7 protein-coding genes are annotated in these 20,581 nt (G+C 73.6%); 2 read left to right on the top strand and 5 right to left on the bottom strand.

Going from position 1 to position 20,581, the window contains the following annotated elements; genetic code table 11:
- Window positions 1-97 precede the first annotated feature (97 nt).
- Window positions 98-661, top strand: a complete 564-nt coding sequence (locus ACFY1U_RS33185; protein WP_390697848.1) for a hemerythrin domain-containing protein — start codon at window positions 98-100, stop codon at window positions 659-661.
- A 30-nt stretch (window positions 662-691) separates the two neighbouring features.
- Here ACFY1U_RS33185 and ACFY1U_RS33180 read toward each other — a convergent pair whose 3' ends face one another.
- Window positions 692-1,213 carry a hypothetical protein gene (locus ACFY1U_RS33180; RefSeq protein ID WP_390697847.1) on the bottom strand — a complete coding sequence of 174 codons (522 nt, stop codon included), beginning with the start codon at window positions 1,211-1,213 and terminating at the stop codon, window positions 692-694.
- A 168-nt stretch (window positions 1,214-1,381) separates the two neighbouring features.
- Here ACFY1U_RS33180 and ACFY1U_RS33175 point away from each other — a divergent pair, with 168 nt between their 5' ends.
- The gene (locus ACFY1U_RS33175) at window positions 1,382-1,915 is read left to right on the top strand and encodes a DoxX family protein (RefSeq protein ID WP_390697846.1); all 534 of its coding nucleotides are present in this window, start codon (window positions 1,382-1,384) and stop codon (window positions 1,913-1,915) included.
- Between the two features lie 5 nt (window positions 1,916-1,920).
- Here ACFY1U_RS33175 and ACFY1U_RS33170 read toward each other — a convergent pair whose 3' ends face one another.
- The 4 genes from ACFY1U_RS33170 to ACFY1U_RS33155 form a co-directional block, all read right to left on the bottom strand.
- Complete coding sequence (locus ACFY1U_RS33170; protein ID WP_390697845.1) at window positions 1,921-2,697, bottom strand: alpha/beta fold hydrolase; 777 nt, start codon at window positions 2,695-2,697, stop codon at window positions 1,921-1,923.
- A gap of 60 nt (window positions 2,698-2,757) precedes the next feature.
- Entirely contained in the window at window positions 2,758-3,897 is a 1,140-nt protein-coding gene (locus tag ACFY1U_RS33165; protein ID WP_390697844.1) for an alpha/beta hydrolase, read from the bottom strand.
- Entirely contained in the window at window positions 3,894-6,269 is a 2,376-nt protein-coding gene (locus ACFY1U_RS33160; protein ID WP_390697843.1) for a thioester reductase domain-containing protein, read from the bottom strand. Before ACFY1U_RS33160 ends, ACFY1U_RS33165 begins: the two co-directional genes overlap by 4 nt.
- 67 nt (window positions 6,270-6,336) lie before the next feature.
- Window positions 6,337-20,520 (bottom strand): SDR family NAD(P)-dependent oxidoreductase, encoded by a 14,184-nt coding sequence (locus tag ACFY1U_RS33155; protein ID WP_390697842.1) that lies wholly within the window; start codon window positions 20,518-20,520, stop codon window positions 6,337-6,339.
- Window positions 20,521-20,581 lie beyond the last annotated feature (61 nt).

Below are 20,581 nucleotides of genomic sequence, written 5' to 3'. Positions count from 1 at the left end.
CGGCCTCCCACACCGTTAACCCGCTGCGGGACGGGGCACTCGGGGCTCCGGCGGATCCGGACGGGGAGCCGCCGCTTCTTGGCTGGAGGTGGACAGGATGGGACACGGTGGAAACGTCATCGACGAACTGATGACCGATCACCGGGAGGTCGAGGAGCTCTTCGGCCGGATCGAGTCGCTGCCGTCCGGTGACAAGACGCGCAAGGTGTACGCCGACCAGGCCACGATGGAACTGGTCCGGCACTCGGTGGCCGAGGAGGAGTACCTCTACCCGGCGGTACGGGAACACCTCGTCAACGGCAACACCATGGCGGACCGGGAGATCGAGGACCACGCCGCCGCCGAGCGGATCATGAAGGACCTGGAGAGCTGCGACGCGGGCGACGCCGAGTTCGACCGTCTCGTCGGAAGGCTGATGAGCGAGGTACGCGCGCACATCGCCGACGAGGAGGAGAACCTCTTTCCCCAGCTGCGCACGGCATGCTCGGCGCAGGCTCTCGACGAACTGGGAGACAAGGTCCGCCAGGCCAAGAAGCTGGCGCCGACCCGGCCGCACCCTTCCGCACCGAACAAGCCTCCGGCCAACAAGCTGCTGGCGCCGGGGGCCGGGCTGGTCGACCGGATGCGGGACGCGCTGAGCGGGCGCGGCAAGCACGCGTGACGGGACGCCCGCCACCCGGGCCGCCTGCGCTCAGGCGGGCTGTCCCGGCTTGAGCAGGGTCATCAGCTGGTCCTGATGGAGCGCGGTCACCGGGGCGAGCAGGTCGGGGTGGCGCAGCAGGGCCGCTGCCCGCCGGTCGCTCTCGTCGGGGGCCACCAGACGCCGGAACGCGGCGGGCGTTCGGGCCGTATGGCTGCTCTCGGCGAGAGCGGCCACCGCACGGCCGGCCAGTTCCGGGTCGCTCAGCAGACAGGCCGCCCAGCTGGCCACGACCTCGTCGACCCAGGTCCGCCAGGCGTGGGCGTCCGTGTCCTGGTCGCCCGGGTCGTCCGCGCCGGTGATCCAGTCGAGCCGGGCGGATCCTCCGGGGCCCGCCATGCCGACCAGGGCGGCGTCCACCGGGGTGGGGTAGCGCAGCCAGGCCGCGACCGTCACGGCCTGCCGGGCCTGCACTTCGCACAGGGCCGAGGCAAGCGCGCCCCCGCCCGAGGGGTAGGCGCAGGTCAGCCACTGCGCGGTCGCCGCGATGAGCGGGGAGAGGTCTGCGAGCACTGCGGGGGCCGTCCGTACTGCGTGGGGAGAGAGCAAGGGCTTGTGAAAAACGGTAGCTCGCCACCTCGTGCAGGAACATGCCCGCATCCCGTCCGGTGACGTGGCATCGACCACAGCGGCGCGGGAACCCGGAGGGTCTCTGCACGCGCCCACCCCTTGGAGAAGGTCATGAGTCTTCTGCGTCTGGTCGGCCGCCCCATGCTCGCCTCCATGTTCGTCTCCGGCGGGCTGAACACGCTGCGCGCTCCCGAGGAGGTCGCCGCCGTGGCCGAGCCCGTCGTCCAGCCGGTCACCGAGCGGGTCGACCTCCTGCCGGACCGCACCGAGCAGGTGGTACGGCTCAACGGGGCCGTGCAGGTGGTGGCGGGTCTGCTGCTGGCGAGCGGCCGGCTGCCCAGGCCGGCCGCGCTGGCCATCGCGGCCACGCTGGTGCCGACCACGCTTGCGGGGCACCGTTTCTGGGAGGCGGACGACCCCGAGGAGCGCGCCCAGCAGCGCATCCACTTCCTCAAGAACCTGTCGATGCTCGGCGGTCTGCTGATCGCGGCCGACGACACCGCAGGTGCTCCCTCGCTGGCGTGGCGTGGCCGTCATGCCGCCCATGATCTGCGGCGCGATGCCCATCTGGTACGCCGGTCCGTGCGGGCCACGGCCCGGCCCGCCGCCGCGGTCGGCGGTGTCCGGGCCCGGCTGGCCCGCTGATCACCTCACCCACGGGCGAGGAACCGCTCGAGGGCGGTGGTCAGTTCCGCCGGCTTCTCCAGCGGCAGTTCGTGACCGGCGTCGATGATGCGGACCTCGGCGTCCGGGTAGGCCTTGGCCATACGCAGCATCTGCCGCACCGGCAGCTGGATGTCGTGGTAGCCGTGGATCAGGAGGGTGGGGACGCGGATCTCCCCGACCCGGTCCAGGACGTCGAAGGCGCGCATGGCGCCGTAGAGCGTCATGACGACCTCGCGCGGGGTGGCGGCGGACGCCTTGATGTGGGCGCGGACCTCCTCGCGCGGGTAGCCGGGGGCGAAGGCGCGCTGGATGTTGGTGGCGACGAACAGCTTGTAGGGGACGAGCGTCGAAGCCGCCATCAGCAGGCCCCGGCCGCGGCTGTAGGTCATGCGGGCGATGGAGCCGACCAGGACGAGGCGCTCGACGCGCTCGGGGTGGTCGAGGGTGATGGTCTGCGCGATCATGCCGCCCATCGAGTGGCCCACGAGGACAGCCCGTTCCACCTCCAGGTGGTCGAGGAGGGCGAGGACGTCGTCGGCCAGTTCCGCGACGGTGGGCACCCCCGCGCCGCTGCTGTCGCCGTGGCCGCGCAGATCGAGGCGGATCACCCGGCGCTTCTCGGCGAAGTGCGCCATCTGGTGGTCCCAGCGGTGGCGGTTCGCCGTCCAGCCGTGGATGAACACCAGGGGCACGCCGTCGCCGTCGCGGGGGCCCTCGTCGTCGTACGTCAGCGCTGCGCCGTCGACTTCGAGCTGCGGCATCGTGCCTCCTGGATACAGTGCGGTTACTGGCGAGTACGTTAGCGGTCGGCGGGGCCCTCGTCACCGGCGTTCGCCGAGGAAGTCCAGGATGTGCCCGAAGACGTCGAGAGCGGCGCCCCGGCCGAGGAAGGTGTCCAGGTGCCCGTAGCCGGGGATCTCGGTGTAGGTCACGTCCAGGTGGGGGTGGCGGCGGGCGAGGACGTCGCGGCACAGCTGCTGGGAGTCCAGCCACAGGCCGTTGTCGCTGCCCGCCAGGAGCAGCAGCGGGGTGTCGATGCGGCCGGCCGCGTCCAGGGCGTTGGGGGGCAGGGCGGCGTAGCGGTGGTCGGTGTCGTGCCAGCGGACCACGGTGCGGGCGAGTTCGATGCGGCGCAGGTGCGGCAGGATCCACAGGGGTGCGGGGCCGAGGAGTTCGGCGAGCCGGTTGTGGGTGGTCTCGGTCAGGTGCTCGTGGACGAAGAGCGAGGCGCCGGTGCCCCATGCGGAGTGGTGCAGGATCTGGCAGGTGGGGTCGGGGCAGTCGGCCTTGCGGGAGGCCAGCGCGAACAGGGGCGTGTACTTGGACCGCAGGCCCACCGTGCGGAAGTCGACGGGGATGTGGTCGAGGCGGGACTTCAGCAGTTCTGCGGCCAGGGACATGAGCAGCGAGGTGCGGCCGGCGAGTTTCGGGGTGAGGAACACGCCCTGCGCGACCACGCCCGCCAGGCCCGGGACCAGGCCCGCCGTCATGCTCAGGGAAAGGGTCAGGGCGCCGATGCAGTGGGCCACGGCGAACAGCGGACGGGCCTCGCCGATGCGGGCGCGGATGTGGGAGACGGCCGCGGGGATGTCGTACAAGGCGACGTCGTCGTAGGTGTATTTCCGGCCGGTGGCGTTGTAGGGCAGGCGGCAGCTGCCGCGCCAGTCCAGCAGCCATGGCTCGTAGCCGTCGTCGAGCAGGACGTCGACGAGGTTGCGGATCTCGGGAAGCAGGAACATGTCGGCGGAGGCCGTGTGGCCGTGCAGCAGGAGCACCGCGGGGCGGTCCCGCTCGCCGGTGTCGACGCGGGTCAGGCCGAGGCGGACGCCGTCCGGGGCGTGGAAGGGGATCTCCTCGACCCGCCGCGGGTCGAGGCGGTGGTGCAGAGGGCGCAGGGTGGGGGTGGTTCTGACCTTGCGGAGGGCCGGCCTGGTGGTGGGTTTCGTCGCCTTGAAGATCATCGGTTGTGCTCCGTGGGGTGCGGGGTGCGGCGCAGGTCGAGGAGGTCGGCGGCGGCCCGGGTGAAGGGGCCGAGCAGGCCGCGGCCCATCTGGAGGCCGAACCAGGCGAGCCAGGTCAGCTTGGCGGCGCGCTGCTCCCGGCCGGTGAGACGGGGATCGACCTGGATGCCGTCGATCTGGTCGCGTACGTAGCTGTCCGCCGGTACGACCAACTCGCCGGCCAGCAGGGCGGGTTCGCCCTCGCGTCCGATCCGGACGGTCAGGGCGCGGGTCTGGCGCCAGAGGTCGCGGCGGGCGCGGGCGTGTTTGCGGCCCTCCAGCCACCAGCTGCCGCCGTCCGGGTCGCGCAACAGCAGCCGGTAGCGCAGGAGTTGGTGGGTCAGGCCGTGGTGTTCGGGGATGCCCTCCTCGGGGCGGATCCACACGTCGCCGCGTTCCACGGTGAGCGGGCCGGGGTGTACGGCCGGGCAGGTGAGGTGTCCGCGTACGTCGATGCGGCGCTCGGTGACCAGCTGGTGCATGCTCGCGATGGAGAGGGTGAGGGTCATCGCGCAGGGCGTGTCGGCGGCGGCTGCGACCGGGCCCAGCCGGCCCTCGGTGGTCTCGGTGAACCAGAGGTAGGGCTGGTCGTCCTTGTGCGGCAGCCGGGCCAGACCGTCGCCCGCCAGCCGTTCGAAGGTCTTCAGCTGTGCGCGGGCGTCATAGCGGGTGGCCGGGGGCAGGCCGAGGGCCTCGACGAGGTGGGCGGTGCGTTCGCCGGTGGCCGCGGGTCCCGTGAGTGTCGCCTCGCACAGCTTGAGTGCGGTGGGGCTCTGCAACACCCGGGAAAGGAAGGTCAGTTCGGGGACCGGATCCGCCTGCAGACGGGCCAGGGTGTCGGTGCGCCAGTCGTCCCAGTCCTTGACCCGCACGTGCATGCCGCCCAGGGCCATGTCCTGTACGACGTCGTCGAGGGTGTTGGGCACGCCGGTCAGGTTGTAGTCGAAGCCCCAGGCGTCGGGTTCGCAGATGACGCCGACGGCGACCCGGCTGACCCAGTCCACCGGGGCGACGTTGAGGTGGCGGAAGGCGGGCACGGTGCGGAAGCGGCCGAAGGCCGACACCAGGCCGCTGGAGAGGTCCTGGGGGTTGTAGGCGCCGGTCTTGGTGTGGCCTCCGATGCCGCCCGGGCGCAGCGCGGTGACGATCAGGCCGTGGTCGCGGGCGCGGCGCAGCGCGACCTCCGCGGCCCATTTGGTCTGGTCGTAGCCCGCGATGAGGCGGTCGGCGTGGGCCAGGGGGTCGTCCTCGCCCATGGAGGTGATGCCGACCTCGTTGAAGACGGCGATGGAGGAGATGTGGTGCAGCGGTTTGGGGCGGCCGGCGGCCGCCAGTTCGGCCAGGGCGAGGGTGCCGAGGACGTTGCCGGCGCGCAGTGACTGGTAGCCGCGCAGGAAGTCCACGGCCGCGGCGACACCGACGATGCCGTCCAGCTCGTGGGCGAGCTGGTTCCACCGTTCCTCGCTCAGGCCGAGGTGCGGACTGCGGATGTCGCCGGGCAGCACGGTGATGCGGCGGCGGACCTCCGTCGACCAGGGCAGCCGGTAGCCGCGCAGTGCCTCGCCGAGCCGGGTGTGGGCCGCTTCCTCGTCGGCGGCGCGGACCAGGCAGTACACATGGGCGTCGCTGTGGCGCAGCAGGTCCAGGAGCATGTGGCTGCCGAGGAAGCCGGTCGCGCCGGTGAGCAGGATCCGGCGATGCGGCAGGGGCTCCGGGGCGGCGATGAACGGGAGGCGGTCGGCGAGGGCGAGGTCGGCCAGGATCTGGTCGAGGTCCTCACGGCGGGCGGTGCTGTGCGGCGCGCGGTCGGGCTCGGACAACCAGGCGACCGGGGGCGGTGGTGTGCGAGGAGAGGGGACGGGCAGTGCAGGTGCCGTCCCGGCCGTCGGGTCTCCCGCGGTGGTGACCGTGGGGGCGACGGCCCTGATTCCGGGGAGCCGGGCCCAGCGGCGGGCGAGGCTGCTGGGGCGGGCGTCGGCGAACACCTCGTCCAGATCGACCTCGATGCCCAGTTCCTCCTCCAGCTCCGCCACGAGTTCCACCGCGTTCACGGAACTGCCGCCGGCGTCGAAGAAGTCGGCGTCGGGCGAGAGATGCCCCCCGGGCAGATGGCGGCCTGCCGCCGCGGCGATGACGGCGGCCAGCAGGTCGACATCCGGGGACGGATCCGTGTCGAGCGGCCCGTCCGCGGCGGTGGCGGAGTGCGCGGGCACGGCAGCCGGCACGACCCTCGCCAGCAGGTCGCTCACGCCGAGTCCGCCGCCGCGCTCGATCGACTCCGCCGTCGCCCGCTGACCTGCGTACGCTGACGCGTCCTCGTTCGTCTCACGCATGAGTGCCCTTCACCATGTCGGCAACCATTTCCGCGGTTCCTTTCCTCTTGCTGTGCTTCGTCACCGGTCACTGCTGCCAGGAGCGGAACGCCCGCAGGTGTTCGGGCGTGGCGACGCACTCCAGGCACTCGTCGTCCTGCGCTCCCCCGCCCAGGGCGGCCAGCAGCCGGCGGGCCGGTGCGTTGCGTCCGGTGCGCTGCGCGGTCAGCCGGACCTTGCTGCAGCCGAGTTCCTCGGCGCGGTCGGCGAGCCACTGCAGCAGGCGTTCCTCGACGCCCCGGCCGAGGGCACGGCAGCTCATCAGCCAGGCCAGAACGTCGAGTCGGTCGCCGTCCGCACGCAGGGCGAGGAGGGCGATCTGGCCGTAGTCGCCGAAGCGGTCCCGGGCTGCCGCCGTCCACACCTCGCCGTGCTCGCGCCAGCGGGCGACGTCGAGGCCGTCGTCGGAGCGCGGGTGGAGGGTGAACTGGTTGGTGCGGCGCACCAGTTGCTCGGCCCGTGGGACGTCGGTGGCGGTCAGGGGCCGGATGTCGACCTCCAGGTGCAGCCCGGCCAGGAACTCCTCGAATCCGGCCTGCTCGCGTGCGGTGTCCCGCTCCCGTTCCTGTTCGTAGAAGCGGGCGCGCAGCGCGTCCTCGGACGTCGCCGCGGAAGGCACCAGCGGCCACAAACGGCCGAGGAACGCCTCGAGTTCGGGGGCCGGCGGGCAGGTGACCGAGAGCACCTGGGGCAGCGCCGAGCGGACCTTGGCGATCTCGGCGGGGTTGTCGTCGAGGAACAGGAAGCTGTCCAGGCCGAGGTTGAGCGTGCGCGCCGCCTCGGCGAGGCGGTCCGGCTTGGGGCCCCAGGCGGCGGAGAGCACGCTGAAGTGTTCCGCCTTCAGCAGGCTGTCCCGGCGGTCCAGGACGGCTCGCACGGTGTCCTCGTCGTTGTTGCTGACCAGGACCAGGAGCGCGCCGGCCGTGCGCCACTGGAGCAGCCTGCGGGCCAGCAGGGCCCGGGGACCGCTCAGGTCCACCGCGCCGGGGCCTGTCTCCCCGGCCACCCCGCCCCACAGGGTTTCGTCGCCGTCCACCGCGATCACCTTCGGCGCGGGGCGGCGCACTGCCCGCACGACTTCGGCGAGGCGCAGGGCGACGGCCGCCTGGAAGTGGGGGGTGAAGGGGAGGTGGGCCAGGCGCTCGGTGCGTTCGTCGAAGCGTTCCTCGACGGGGTGCCGGCTGGTCCAGTCGTCCGGGCCGAGTACGGCTGTTGCGGGCAACTCGGCCAGTTCGGCGGCGAGTTCGCGCTCCCAGCGCTGCAGGCGCTCCGGGGTGTGTGCGGCGGGCAGGAAGCCGACGATCATCGGCTTTCGGGTGCGGTCGGCCAGGGCCCGCAGGGCGGTGGGGTAGGCGGTGCGCAGTTCGGCGAGCAGCGCGTCGTCCACCGGCCCGAACCGCTCCAGGTCCGCCGCCCGCAGCAGCACCACGCCCACTGCCGTCGCCGGGTCGGCGTAGACACCCGCAGGATCCCGCAGGGCGGCCAGCACCTGGTGGTACGGGGCTTCCGCGATGGTCGTCGCCGTGCCGTTCGGCGCCCCGTCGTCGAGGGCCGCCTCGCACATCGAGGGCAGGTGGCCGAGGGCGAAGGTGGCGGCGAGGGCGAGGGCGGGGCGCGAGACGTCTGCCGCGGCAGCCTCTTCGCCGGAGGCGGGCCGTTCGACGGCAGGCGTCGTACCCACCGGCCGCGAGGCGTCCTCGGCCGTCTGTGCGAGCAGCCGCACCAGCTCCTCCCCCAGCCCGGCGACCGTGGCCGTGTCGAGGATGTCGAGGTTGTGGTCGAGCCGGATGCGGCCGGCCTCCGGCGTCACGGTGATCATGAGGTCGAGGTCGGAGTAGCCGGTCCCCACCGGCAGCACGTCCAGTCCGGTGAGGCTGCCCGCGGCCCGGACGTAGTTGAAGTACACCTCCACCAGCGGCGCGTCGGGCCGGTACAGGCCCTGCTTGGCCAGCACCGGCAGGACGTCGGAGAACATCGCGCCCTTCGCGAGGATCTTCTCCAGGCGGCTGTCGGTGCGACGCAGTACGTCCTCGATCCGCTCCCGCGCCCTCGCCTCGGCGGGGAAGGGCACCGGTACGCCGAAGAAGCCCACCGCGTCGAACGCGTCGGCGTGGATACGGGTGTCGACCGGCACGGCGAGGACGAACCGTTCCCGTTCCCGCAGCCTGGCCAGCAGCACGGTCAGGGTGCCCAGGCAGAAGGCGGCGGGTGTGACGGCGAGGCTGCTCGCGGCCGCCGACACCCGTGCCATGAGGCCGTCGGGGATCGCCACGCTGACGCTGCCGGCCCGGTACGAGCGTGCGGCCGGACGCGGGTGAGTGAGCGTCAGGTCGAGGCGCTCACTGCCGTGGAAGGCCTCGCGCCACTCGGCCGCACCGGTTCCGGGGCCCTCCCCCGGCTGCTGTGCCTCGATCAACAGGTCCAGGTCACGGTTGGTGACCGTGCCCGTGAGGGCGGTGCCGGACAGTTCGGTGTCGAGCTCGGCGGCCACCAGCAGCAGGGACTGCAGATCGCTGACCGCGTGATGGGCGCCGTACAGCAGGATCTGGCCGCGCTCTGAGCCGTCCAGGAGTTCGAACCGCCACAGCGGGGGCTGTGCGAGGTCGAACGGGGGCTCGAGCAGCCGGCTCAGCCGGTCTGCGGCGTCGAGTGCATCGGCTGCGGGTACGGCCGTCCAACGCAGCAGCGGCCGAGCGGGCTCCCGTTCCACCCGCAGCTGCCTGACTCCCTCGCTGCCGGTGACGATCGCGGTACGCAGGGCCGCGTGCCGGGCCGCCAGGCGGGTGAGGACGCTGGTGAGCGTGGCACGGGTGGTCGGGGCGGTGAGCCGTACGGCGAGGCCGACGGCATGGGCCGCGGCCGGCATGTCCGGGCGGGCGCTGCGCAGCAGGCGCACGACGTCACGGGTGGCCGGGCGCAGTTCGCTGTCCGGCACTTCGGTGGCCGCTTCGGTCCGGGGCGCCACCGTGCTGTGTTCGGGCAGGGCCGTGGCCAGGGCTTGGGCGAGGCCTCGGATGTCGGTGGCGGAGAAGACCGCGGTGGACGGGAGTTCGGCGCCCAGTTCGCGGGCGAAGGCGTTGCGCAGCCGCACCAGCATGAGGGAGTCCAGGCCCAGTTCTTTCAGGGCCGTGGTGGCGGAGGCCTCGACAGTGCCTCCGGAGACCTGGCCGACCCTGGCGCGCACATATGCCTCGAGCCGCTCCGTGCGCTGTTCGCGCGTTGTCGCCGCGAACACCTGCTTGACCAGGTCGTCGGAACCGTGCGTGCCCGTGGGGACGGTGGCCAGGTCGGCGAGGAGGGGGCGGGTGCGGGCGGCGTCGGGGTCGAGGGCGAGCAGTTCCCAGTCCAGGGCGAGGGGGGCGAGTTGGCGGCGTTCGGTGGCCAGGACGCGGTCGAACAGCTCGCCGCCCTCGGCGGGAGTGAAGGCGACGAGGCCCGAGCGGCTGGTTTCCGCTGCCCGGGTGGCGTCGGCGGCGACCATGCCGACGCCGGTCCACGCGCCCCAGTCCAGGCTGAGCGCACGCCTCCCGGCGAGGCAGAGGTGGTGGGCCCAGGCGTCGAGGAAGGCGTTGGCCGCCGAATAGGGGCTCTGGCCGGCCGAACCGAGCAGGCCCGCCGCGGAGGCGAACAGGACGAGGTTTTCGGCCTCGGGAACGAGTTCGGTGAGCAGGGTGGTGCCCAGCACCTTCGGGGCCAGGACGTTCAGGACGCGTTCGTCGCTCAGGTTCGTCACGGTGGCGTCGTCCAGGACGCCCGCGGTGTGGACGACCGTGGTGATCGGTCCGGCTTCTCGTCGTACGGCGTCCAGGGCGGCCGTCAGGCCGGCGCGGTCGGCCACGTCGGCACGGACGACGTGCACGGTGACGCCGCGCTCTTCCAGTCCCTGGATCCAGTCGGATGCCTGCGGCGTCGGCGCGCTGCGGCCCAGCAGGGCCAGCCGCCGGGCGCCGCGCCGTGTCAACTGCTCGGCGACGACCCGGCCGAGGCCGCCGAGACCGCCGGTGATCAGGTGGACGCCGTCCGGGGCGGCGCCGTCGCGGGCGCCGTCGTCCGGACGGGTGCGGGCCAGACGCGGCACCATGCGGTCCGCGCCGCGCAGCGCGAGCAGGCGTTCGTCGTCGGCGTACCGCAGTTGCGTCCACAAGGCGTCCAGGCCGTCCGTGGGCGGCAGGTCGATCAGGGTGGTCCTCAGTTCCGGGTGCTCCTGGGCGAGGGCGAGGCCGAAGCCCCAGGCCAGGGCCTGTTCGGGACGGGTCACGTGGGTGCTGTCGCCGGCGGCCTGGCTGCCGCGGACGACCGTGAACAGGCGGGGTGCCGGGCCCTGCGCCCGGTCGGTGAGCGTCCGCACCAGGTGCAGGGTGCTCAGGCAGCACAGCCGCGCCGCCTCCCGCGCGGTGCGCGCATCGCCGATCGCCGGGGCGTCGAGCGCGGAGAGCTGCACGATGCGCTCGGGTGCCGCGTCCGCGAAGGCGTCGTCGAACAGGCGGGTCAGGTGCTGCGGATCGGCCGGGTCGAGGAGGTACCGGCCGGGGCCCTGGACGTCGTATGCCTCGCCCCGGTAGGCGATCACATGGGGCACCGAAGCCGCGTCGAGCCGGCAGGCGAGTTCGGCTGCGACGCCCGTCTCGTCGGCGAGGATCAGCCAGCTGCCCTGGGTGGGCGCCTGTTTGGCGGGCGGGCGGGACTGCCAGCGGGTCTCGAACAGTGCGCCGTCCAGTGGGGAGAGCGCGGCGAGCTCGAACTCCTCGACGGCGAGGACGAGTTGCTCGTCCTCGTCGTGCAGTCGCAGGTCGAGGGTTGCCCTGTCGCCGTCCACGGAGCGCAGTCGGCAGGTCGTCCATACGGGAGACGTCCTGCGTCCGGTGAAGTGCAGCCGTCCGGCTGCGGCGGGTACGAAGGCCCGGCCCGCGGGAGTGTCGTGCGGCAGAGCGGCCGTGTGGAAGGCGGCGTCGAGGACGGCCGGATGCAGCAGATGACCGGCGGCGGGCCGCAGGGCAAGCCTTCCCCACGCGGCCGCGTCCCCGAAACGGCCCTGCTCCAGACCGCGGAAGGCCGGGCCGTAGTCGATGCCGAGGGCGGCGAGTTGGGCGTAGACGGATGACAGGTCGGCCTCCTGGCCGCACTGGTCGCGCACGGCAGCCGGTGTTTCGCGCTCCTCTGTCGCTCGGTCGCCGCTCACCGCGGTGACCCGCCCGGTGACATGCCGCTCCCAGCGCGCGGAGGCCGCGGCCGAGGCGATGGTGAAGTGCCGCGAGCCGTCCTCGGCGGGCCGCAGGACCAGTTGCAGCCGCACCGGCCGCTGTGCGTCCAGACGCAGCGGCTGGTCGAACCGGACGTCGGCCAGCACCACTTCGCCGCCGCCCTCCACCGCCGATACGGCCTCCAGCGCCATGTCCAGGAAGGCCGCGGCGGGCAGCCAGACCTCACCGGTGACGCGATGGTCGGTGAGATAGGCGAAGCGGCCGTCGCGCAGGTCGATCTCGGTCTGGAAGATGTGGCGGTCCGCCTCGTCGCTGGCCTCGATGTGCGTGCCCAGCAGCGGTGAGAGGCCACCCGCCGGGGAGGCCGGCGTGCGCCAGTGGCGTTCGCGGGCGAAGGCGTACGTGGGCAGGTCGACGCGGCGCCCGGCCGGGAAGAGAGCCTGCCAGTCGGGGGTGTGCCCGGCCGTGTACAACTCCCCCAGTTTGCGCAGCAGGTCGTCGTGAGCACCCTCCTCGCGGCGGAGGGAGGCGATGCTCACCGCGTCGATTCCGGCTTCGGCGGCGACCGCTTCGACGGCGGAGCCGAGCGAGGGGTGTGGGCTGAGCTCGACGAAGTAGCGGTATCCGTCGTCCAGCATCCGGCGGATCGTGTCGCCGAAGCGGACCGGTTCACTGAGGTTGCGGTACCAGTACCCGGCGTCCAGCCGGTCTCCCGGCACGGGCTGTGCCGTCACGGTCGAGTACAGCGGCAGCGCGGCCGGCGTGCCCCGGACGGTGCGGATGCGGTCGAGCAGTTCGTCGCGCAGCGCTGCCATCAGGGGGGTGTGCGAGGCGAAGGGGGTGGACAGCCGCCGCGCCGGGATCTGCAGCTCCTGGCACTGGCCGAGCAGGTCGCTCAGCGCTTCCGCGTCGCCGGACACGGCTGTGGACTGCCCGCTGTTGACGGCCGCGACGAACAGCCGCCCCGCATACGGCTCCAGCAGCTCCTGCGCCCGGGTGTGCGGGACCTCCAGGGCGAGCATGCCGCCCTTGCCGACCAGCGGTACGGCCGCCCGGGCGCGCCCGCACACCACCGCCACGGCGTCCTCGAGTGTCAGGGCGCCCGCGCTGTAGGCGGCGGCGAGCTCGCCCAGGCTGTGTCCGACCACGGCGTCCGGTGCGACACCGAGCGCGCGCCAGGCGGCGGCCAGCGCCGCGTTGACGGCGAACAGGGTCGGCTGCAGATACTCGGTCCGGCCCAGCGGGGCGAGCGCTTCGGGCGCGCGCAGGACGTCGAGGACCGACCAGCCCGCCTCCCGGTGGACCGCCTCGTCCACGCGGGTCAGCTCCGCGCGGAAGGCATCCGAGTCGGCCATCAACTGCACGCCCATGCCGGGCCATTGGCCGCCGTGCCCGGCGAAGACGAAGGCCACCTTGCCGGACGGCTCCTCGCGACGTGCCGCCACGGGCCGTCGTCCACCGGCCAGCTCCTCCAGCTCCGCCAGCAGTTCGTCCCGGTCACCCGCCACCAGCGCCGTGCGCCGTTCGAAGTGGCTGCGATGCCTGGCCAGGGTGCGGGCCACGTCCGGCAGCGCCGTGTCACCGTTCAGGTGCTCGGCGAGCCGTACGGCCTGCGCGCGTACCGCGTCCTCGGTGCGCGCCGACAGCACGAACAGCCGCTTGGACGGCGCGGGTTCGCCATGGGTGGCGGGCGGGTCGACCGGCGGCGCCTCCTCCACGATCACATGGGCGTTGGTTCCGCTGATGCCGAAGGCGCTCACGCCGGCACGCCGCAGCCGCTCGCCGGCCGGCCAGGCCACCGCCTCCCGCAGCACCTGCAGCCCGCTGTCGGCCCAGTCCACATGGCGGCTTGGGGTATCGGCATGCAGCGTACGCGGCAGCAGCCCGTGCCGCAGCGACTGGATCACCTTGATCAGCCCGGCCACGCCCGAAGCCGCTTGCGCGTGGCCGATGTTGGACTTGAGCGAGCCCAGATACAGCGGACGCCCGGCGGGGCGCGAGGCGCCGAAGACGTCCGCGAGGGCGTTCGCCTCGATCGGGTCGCCGAGTGTGGTGCCGGTTCCGTGGGCCTCCACGTAGTCGATGTCGGCCGGGGCGAGTCCGGACAGCTCCAGGGCCCGCCGGATCACCTGTTCCTGCGCCGGACCGTTCGGTGCGGACAGCCCCTGGCTGCGGCCGTCCTGGTTCACCGCGGTGCCGCGCAGTACGGCCAGCACCTCGTCCCCGTCGCGGCGGGCGTCGCTGAGCCGCTTCAGTACGATCATGCCGGCGCCCTCGGCCCAGACCGCGCCGTCGGCGGCATCCGAGAAGGACCGGCACCGGCCGGTCGGGGACAGACCGCGCAGCCGGCTGAACTCCACGAAGGTCTGCGGGGTGACCATGAGCGTCACCCCGCCCGCCAGGGCCAGGTCGCACTCGCCCAAGCGCAGCGCCTGCGCCGCCAGGTGCACCGCCACCAGGGAGGACGAACAGGCCGTGTCCACGGTCAGGGCCGGGCCGTTCAGCCCGAGCGTGTAGGCGAGCCGGCCCGAGGCCACGCTCAGGGCCGAGCCGGTGCCGACGTAGCCGTCCAGCTCGTCGAGCCGCGCCCCGGCCAGATAGTCGCCGGAGAACATGCCGACGTACACGCCGGTGGTGCTGCCCGCCAGTTCGGCCGGCACGATCCCGGCGCGTTCCACGGACTCCCAGGCCGTCTCCAGCAGCAGCCGCTGCTGCGGGTCCATGGCCTCGGCCTCCTTCGGTGTGATGCCGAAGAACGCCGCGTCGAAGGAGTCGATGTCGTCGAGGAAGCCGCCTTCGCGGGCGTACGACTTGCCCGGCGCCTCCGGGTCGGGGTCGTAGAGGGACTCCACGTCCCAGCGCCCGGACGGGAACGGGCCCACCGCGTCGCGGCCCTCCGCAACCAGCCGCCACAGTTCCTGCGGGGAGCCGACCGCGCCCGGCAGGCGGCAGGCCGTCGCGATGACGGCCACGGGCTCGTCGGACGCGGGCGCCGCCCAGCGGGCCTGCTGCCTGTCCGGCGCGGTGGGGCGGAGCCTGCCGCCCTCCGGTGCGAGCGCGGTGGCGAGCAGGTGATCGGTGAGGCGGGCGGGAGTGGGGTGGTCGAAGAGCAGGGTGGCGGGCAGCCGGACGCCGATGCGGGTGCCGAGGCGGTTGCGCAGGTCGACGGCGGTCACGGAGTCCATGCCCAGGTCGCGCAACGGCTGCTCGGGGCGGACGGACCGGGGCGAGGGCAGGCCCAGGGCATGGGCGGCTTCCTCGCACACCAGCTCCCGCACCCGAGCCGCGCGTTCGCTGTCCGTCAGCCGGGCCAGACGGTCGGCCAGGCCGCGGCCCGTCTGCCGGTCGGGGCGCGGTGCGGACAGGAGGGAGGCCCACAGGGCGCCGGTGGCCGCCGCGTTGTCGCGCAGGCGGGGCAGGTCCAGATGCCAGGCGAGGAGGTGGGGTGTGCCGCGGCGCAGGGAGAGCTCCACGAGAGCCCGGCCCTGCTCGGGGGTGAGGGCGCGGTGGCCGAGGCGGGCCATCCGCTCCAGGTCGGCGTGTTCGGCGGCAAGGCCCTCGCCGACCCAGGCGCCGAAGGAGATCGAGGCGGCGGGCAGGCCCAGCGCCCTGCGGTGGTGGGCCAGTTGGTCGAGGAAGACGTTGGCGGCCGCGTAGTTGGCCTGCCCGGCGTTGCCGACGACACCGGCGGCCGACGACACCAGCAGGAACAGCTCCAGCGGCAGCTCGGCGGTCAGCCGGTGCAGATGGGCCGCGCCGTCGACCTTGGGGCGCAGCACCTGCGCGAGTCGCTCGGGACTCAGCTCGGCGATCACGCCGTCGGCCAGGACTCCGGCGCAGTGCACCACACCGCGCAACGGCAGCGCGTCGCCGACGCCGGCGAGCACACCGGCCAGGGCGGTCGCGTCCGCGACGTCGCAGGCGGCCACCTCGGCCTCGGCACCGAGTGCGGACAGCTCCTCGATGACTTCGGCGGCCCGCGGGTCGCCCGTCCCCCGACGGGAAGTCAGCAGCAGCCGGGGTACGCCGTGTTCGGCCAGCAGACGGGCCATCTGCCGGCCGACCGCGCCCAGGCCGCCGGTGATCAGCACCGTGCCGTCGGTGGGCACGAGAGCGGGGCGGCCGACGAGGTCGAGGACGACGGGGCGGCCGGACACCTCTCGACGGCGTACCGCCTGGCGCGCGGCGGTGACCGGGAAGACCTGGGGCTGTACGGGTGCGTGGACGGCGGCGCGCAGGGCCTCGGCCACCCGTTCGCCCTCGTCCGCGAGGGACACGGCGACCGCGGCCGTGAACGGCAGATCGTCCGGAGCCACGGCGACCAGCCGCGCGTCCACGACCAGCTCGGACCCGGGCGTGGCCTCGGTGGCGACGACGACCCGCGAACCGCACACCAGGCCCTCGGCCTCGGGGGCGACCTCGGCGAGCACACCGGCGCAGGAGGTGTGCGTGGGATGCAGGCCGATGGCATGCACCTCGATCCGCACCTGGGCGGGGCCGAGCGCCTGACGCGCCGCCGGGCGCAGGGTGACGTCCCCCGAATTGCCCGTGAGCTGGTAGCAGTGCCCGGCCGGGATCGGCAGCACGTCGGCCGGGCGGGCACGCACCAGCCTCGGGACCAGCAACTCGCCCTTCCTCAAGGCGAGTTCGGGCTCGTCGTCATGCGTGACAGCGGCCGGAATCGCGGTCGCGGCAACGTCCCCGTGGATCCCGCCGTCGAGGTCGAGCAGGGTCAGGCCGAGGTCCGGGTGCTCGCTGCGGGTGCTGCGGGCCAGGCCCCACAGCACCGACTGCGCCAGGCCCGGCACGGTGTCGGCGTCGCCGGTCGCGACCGCACCGCGGGTCACCCAGAGGGTCCGCGAGGGTGCCCCGTGGGGCGGGAGGGCGATGAGGTCCCGCACCTCTGTGAGGGCTCGGGCCGCCAACTCGCCTGCCACGGCAGCCGGGTCGGCGTCCGCCGCCGGGCGCGGCCACAGCCGTACGACGATGTCGGCACCCGACTCGCGCAGTTCGACTCCCGCCGCCGTGAGGCCCCGTACGATCGCCTCGACGTCCGGGTCCGAGCGGTCGCCGATCACCGTCCAGGCCGCCCGCTCGCCTCCGGCGGTCGCTTCGGGCAGCGCCGTCCACGCCACTTCGTACAGGTGCCGGGCGTGCTCCGAGCCCGCGCGCAGGTCCGACGGATCGGCGGCCCGTAGCCGTACGCCTTCCAGACGGCCTGCCGGGATGCCGTCCGCGTCCCACAGCGCCACGTCCAGGACGAGGTCCGTGCCGGAGCCACCGGTACGCCGCACCACCGCGGTCAATTCGCTCGCCCCGCCCGGCGGAAGGACACAGCGGCCCACCGCCACGGGCAGCAGCGCCCGGCCGGCAAACGTGTCGAAGGCGGCGGCCGCCTGCAATGCGGCATCCAGGAGCGCCGGATGAACCGGATACGCCTCGGCCGCATCCCCGGTCACGGCCGGCAGCGCGAGCCGCGCCAGCAGCTCGTTCCCGGCGGTCGCGACCACCGACCGTACGCCCCGGAAGGCCGGGCCGTAGGCAAGCCCGAGCGCGGCGAGCCGCTCGTACGTGTCCTCGCCCCAGACCTCGTCGGCCGCCTGCGGCCACACGGGCGGCGGCGTGCTCGGTTCGGGCACGGGTTCGGCCGCGGACGCGGTGGCGTGCAGGGTCCAGCCCGCCGTCTCCTGACCGCGCGGACGGCTGTGCACGGTGATCTCCGGTACGGGGGCGGAGGCGTCCACCTCGACCGACACCTCGACCGTGCCGGAGACGGGCAGGGTCAGGGGCGTGAGCAGCAGCAGATTGGCCAGGTCGTCGCGGGTGTCGGGGCGGGCGACGGCGAGCGCGGCGCGGCACAGCTCCATGAGGGTAGTGCCCGACACCACCGTCTGTCCGAACACGGTGTGGTCCGGCAGCCAGGCGGCGGTGGCCGGGGACCACTCGTTGCGGAAGGTCCAGCGGGTTGCGTCGGCCGACTGCAGCTGGATGCCGAGGACCGGGTGGGCGGCACGGTCGAAGAGGGCGGGTCCGTGTGCGGTCGTGTCGGGTTCGGTCCAGTGGCGCTGTGCGTCCCAGGCGTACGTCGGCAGGTCGGCGGCGGAGGTGTGGGGAACGAGGCGCCGCCAGTCGACGGGGCGGCCCCGGACGTGGAGTTCGGCGGCCGCGCGGTCCAGGCAGGCCGGCCCGGGTTCGTCGCGGCGCAGCGATCCGACGGCGACCAGGTCGTGGCCGTGTTCCTCGCCGACGGTGGTGACGGCGGTGAGCAGGGAGGGGTGGGGGCTCAGTTCGACGAAGCAGCGGTAGCCGTCGGCCGCCATCCGCTGCGCGGTCGGCCCGAAGCGGACCGGCTCGCGCAGGTTGGTGTACCAGTAGCCGGCCTCCAGCTCTTCGGTGACCGGTTCGCCGGTGACCGTCGAGTACCAGGCGACGGACGTCGGATATGTGGTGACGCCGTCGAGTTCGTCGAGGATCGTCGCGCGGACCGGGTCCACGTGGGCCGTGTGGGAGGCGTAGTCGACGTCGAGCCGTCGGGCGAACACCTGCCGCCGGTCGAGGTCGGCGAGGAGGGCCTCGAGCGGTTCGACGTCGCCGGCGATCACCGTGGAGCGGCCGCTGTTCACGGCGGCGATCGACACCCGGCCGTCCAGTGCGGCGAGGAGGGGCTCGACCTCGGTGTGCGGGAGGGCGACGACCGCCATGGTTCCGGAGCCGGACAGCGCGGTCAGGGCCTGGCTGCGCAGCGCGACCACGGCGGCGGCGTCGTTGAGGCTGAGCGCCCCGGCGACGCAGGCGGCGGCGACCTCGCCCTGGCTGTGCCCGATCACCGCGTCCGGCCGTATGCCGCGCGCCCGCCACACGGCGGCCAGGGAGACCATCACGGCGAACAGGACCGGCTGGACGACATCCACGCGCGCCGGCGAGGGCGCGGCACCGTCGCCCCGCAGGACCGACGTGACCGACCAGGTGGTGAACGGGCGCAGGGCCGCGTCGCAGCGGTCGAGCTCGTCGGCGAACACGGGGTCGCTGTCGAGCAGATCGCGGGCCATGCCCACCCACTGGGCGCCCTGACCGGGGAAGACGAAGGCCAGCTTTCCGGTCGGCTGTGCCTGTTGGGGGCCGATGGTCAGGTCTGGGTTCGGCTCTGCTGCCGCAAGTCCTTGCAGGGCGTCGAGCAGTTCGTCGCGGCCGGCGGCCTGGAGGACGGCCCGGTGCTCGAAGTGGGTGCGGTGGTGGATGAGTGTCGATGCGACGGTGGACAGCGGCAGCCGCGGTTGGCGGGCGAGCGCCTGCCGAAGGCGGTCCGCCTGTCCGCGAAGGGCCTCGGGGCTGCGGGCGGAGAGCGGGAAGAGGGTCTGACCCGTCGGCTCGTCGGCGCCGGGCCGGCCGGGGTCCTGCGGCGCCTCCTCCAGGACCACGTGCGCGTTCGTCCCGCTGATCCCGAAGGCGCTCACACCGGCCCGCCGTACCCGCTCGCCGTCGCGAGGCCACGGACGGGGGCTGGTGACGAGGCTGAGGCCGCTGTCCGCCCAGTCGACGTGATCGGTCGGTGTGGCGGCGTGCAGTGTCGCGGGCAGCACGCCGTGCTGGAGCGCCAGCACGGTCTTGATGACGCCGCCGATACCCGCCGCGGCCTGCGCGTGACCGATGTTGGACTTGAGCGAGCCGATACCGAGGGGCCGGTCCGCGGGGCGGTCGGGCCCGAAGACGGCGGCCAGCGCCCGGACTTCGATGGGGTCACCCAGAGGTGTGCCGGTACCATGGGTCTCGACGTGGTCCAGGTCGCCGGGCCGCAGTCCGGCCGCGTCCAGGGCCGCGCGCAGCACGCGCTCCTGCGCCGGACCGTTCGGCGCGCTCAGGCCCTGGCTGCGCCCGTCCTGGTTGATCGCGGAACCCTTGATCACGGCAAGGATCCGGTCGCCGTCCCGGCGCGCGTCCGCGAGCCGCTTGAGCAGCACCAGACCGCAGCCCTCGGCCCACACCACGCCGTCCGCATCCGCGGAGAACGGACTGCACCGCCCGGACGGCGACAGCCCGCGCAGCCTGCTGAACTCGACATGTGCGCGGGGCGTCACCAGCAGCGAGGCGCCACCGGCCAGCGCCAGGTCGCACTCGCCTCCCGCCAGCGCCCGCGCCGCCAGATGCAGGGCGACGAGCGAGGACGAGCAGGCGGTGTCGACGGTGACCGCCGGTCCCTGCAGGCCGAGGGAGTAGGCGATACGTCCGGAGGCCACACTGGACGCCGAGCCCGTGCCGACATGACCGTCGAGCTGCCCCAGCGAGGCGGAGGCGAGGTAGCCGCTGTCGTACAGGCCGACGTAGACCCCGGTCGAGCTGCCGTTCAGCGTGCCCGGCACGATTCCGGCGCGCTCGATCGTCTCCCAGGCGGTCTGCAGCAGCAGCCGCTGCTGCGGATCCATGGCCGCGGCCTCGCGCGGGGAGATCCCGAAGAAGGCCGCGTCGAAACGGTCGATGCCGGTCAGATAGCCGCCGCGCAGCGAGTACGCCGTGCCGGTGGCCTCCGGGTCGGGGTCGTACAGCCCCTGGGTGGTCCAACGGCCGGGCGGTACTTCGGTGATGACGTCCTCACCCGAGGCCAGCAGCCGCCACAGCGCCTCGGGGTCGTCCGCGCCGCCCGGGAAGCGGCACGCCATGGAGATGACGGCGATGTCGTCGTCCGTCCGCGTGGACAGGCCGGACCGCGCCGGGCCGGCCGTCCCCGTCGCTTCGGGCGCGTCACCGAGCACCGCCTCGGCCAGCGCCGCGACGGTCGGATGATCGAAGATCAGCGACGGGCTCAGGCTCCGGCCGATCCGTTCGGACAGCTGTGCCGCCAGCGTCACCAACTGGCGTGATCCCAGGCCGAATTCCGCGATCGGCCGGTGCGGGTCGACGGTCAGCGGGTCGAGCCCGGCCGCCTCGGCGACCGAGGAGACCAGCCAGGCCCGCACGCTCTGCGGCGTGGTGAGGGACGGCTCGGCGGGCTGCTTCGCGGACTCGTTCGCAGGCATCGGGGCAGGTGTCCTCGTGAACTCGGGCTCGGTGTGATGTTCCGTACGAGCAATACGGTCG

Origin of the sequence: Streptomyces sp. NPDC001351 (assembly GCF_042896045.1) — a bacterium.
Classification (GTDB): domain Bacteria; phylum Actinomycetota; class Actinomycetes; order Streptomycetales; family Streptomycetaceae; genus Streptomyces.
This window is presented reverse-complemented; position numbering and strand designations above follow the sequence as displayed.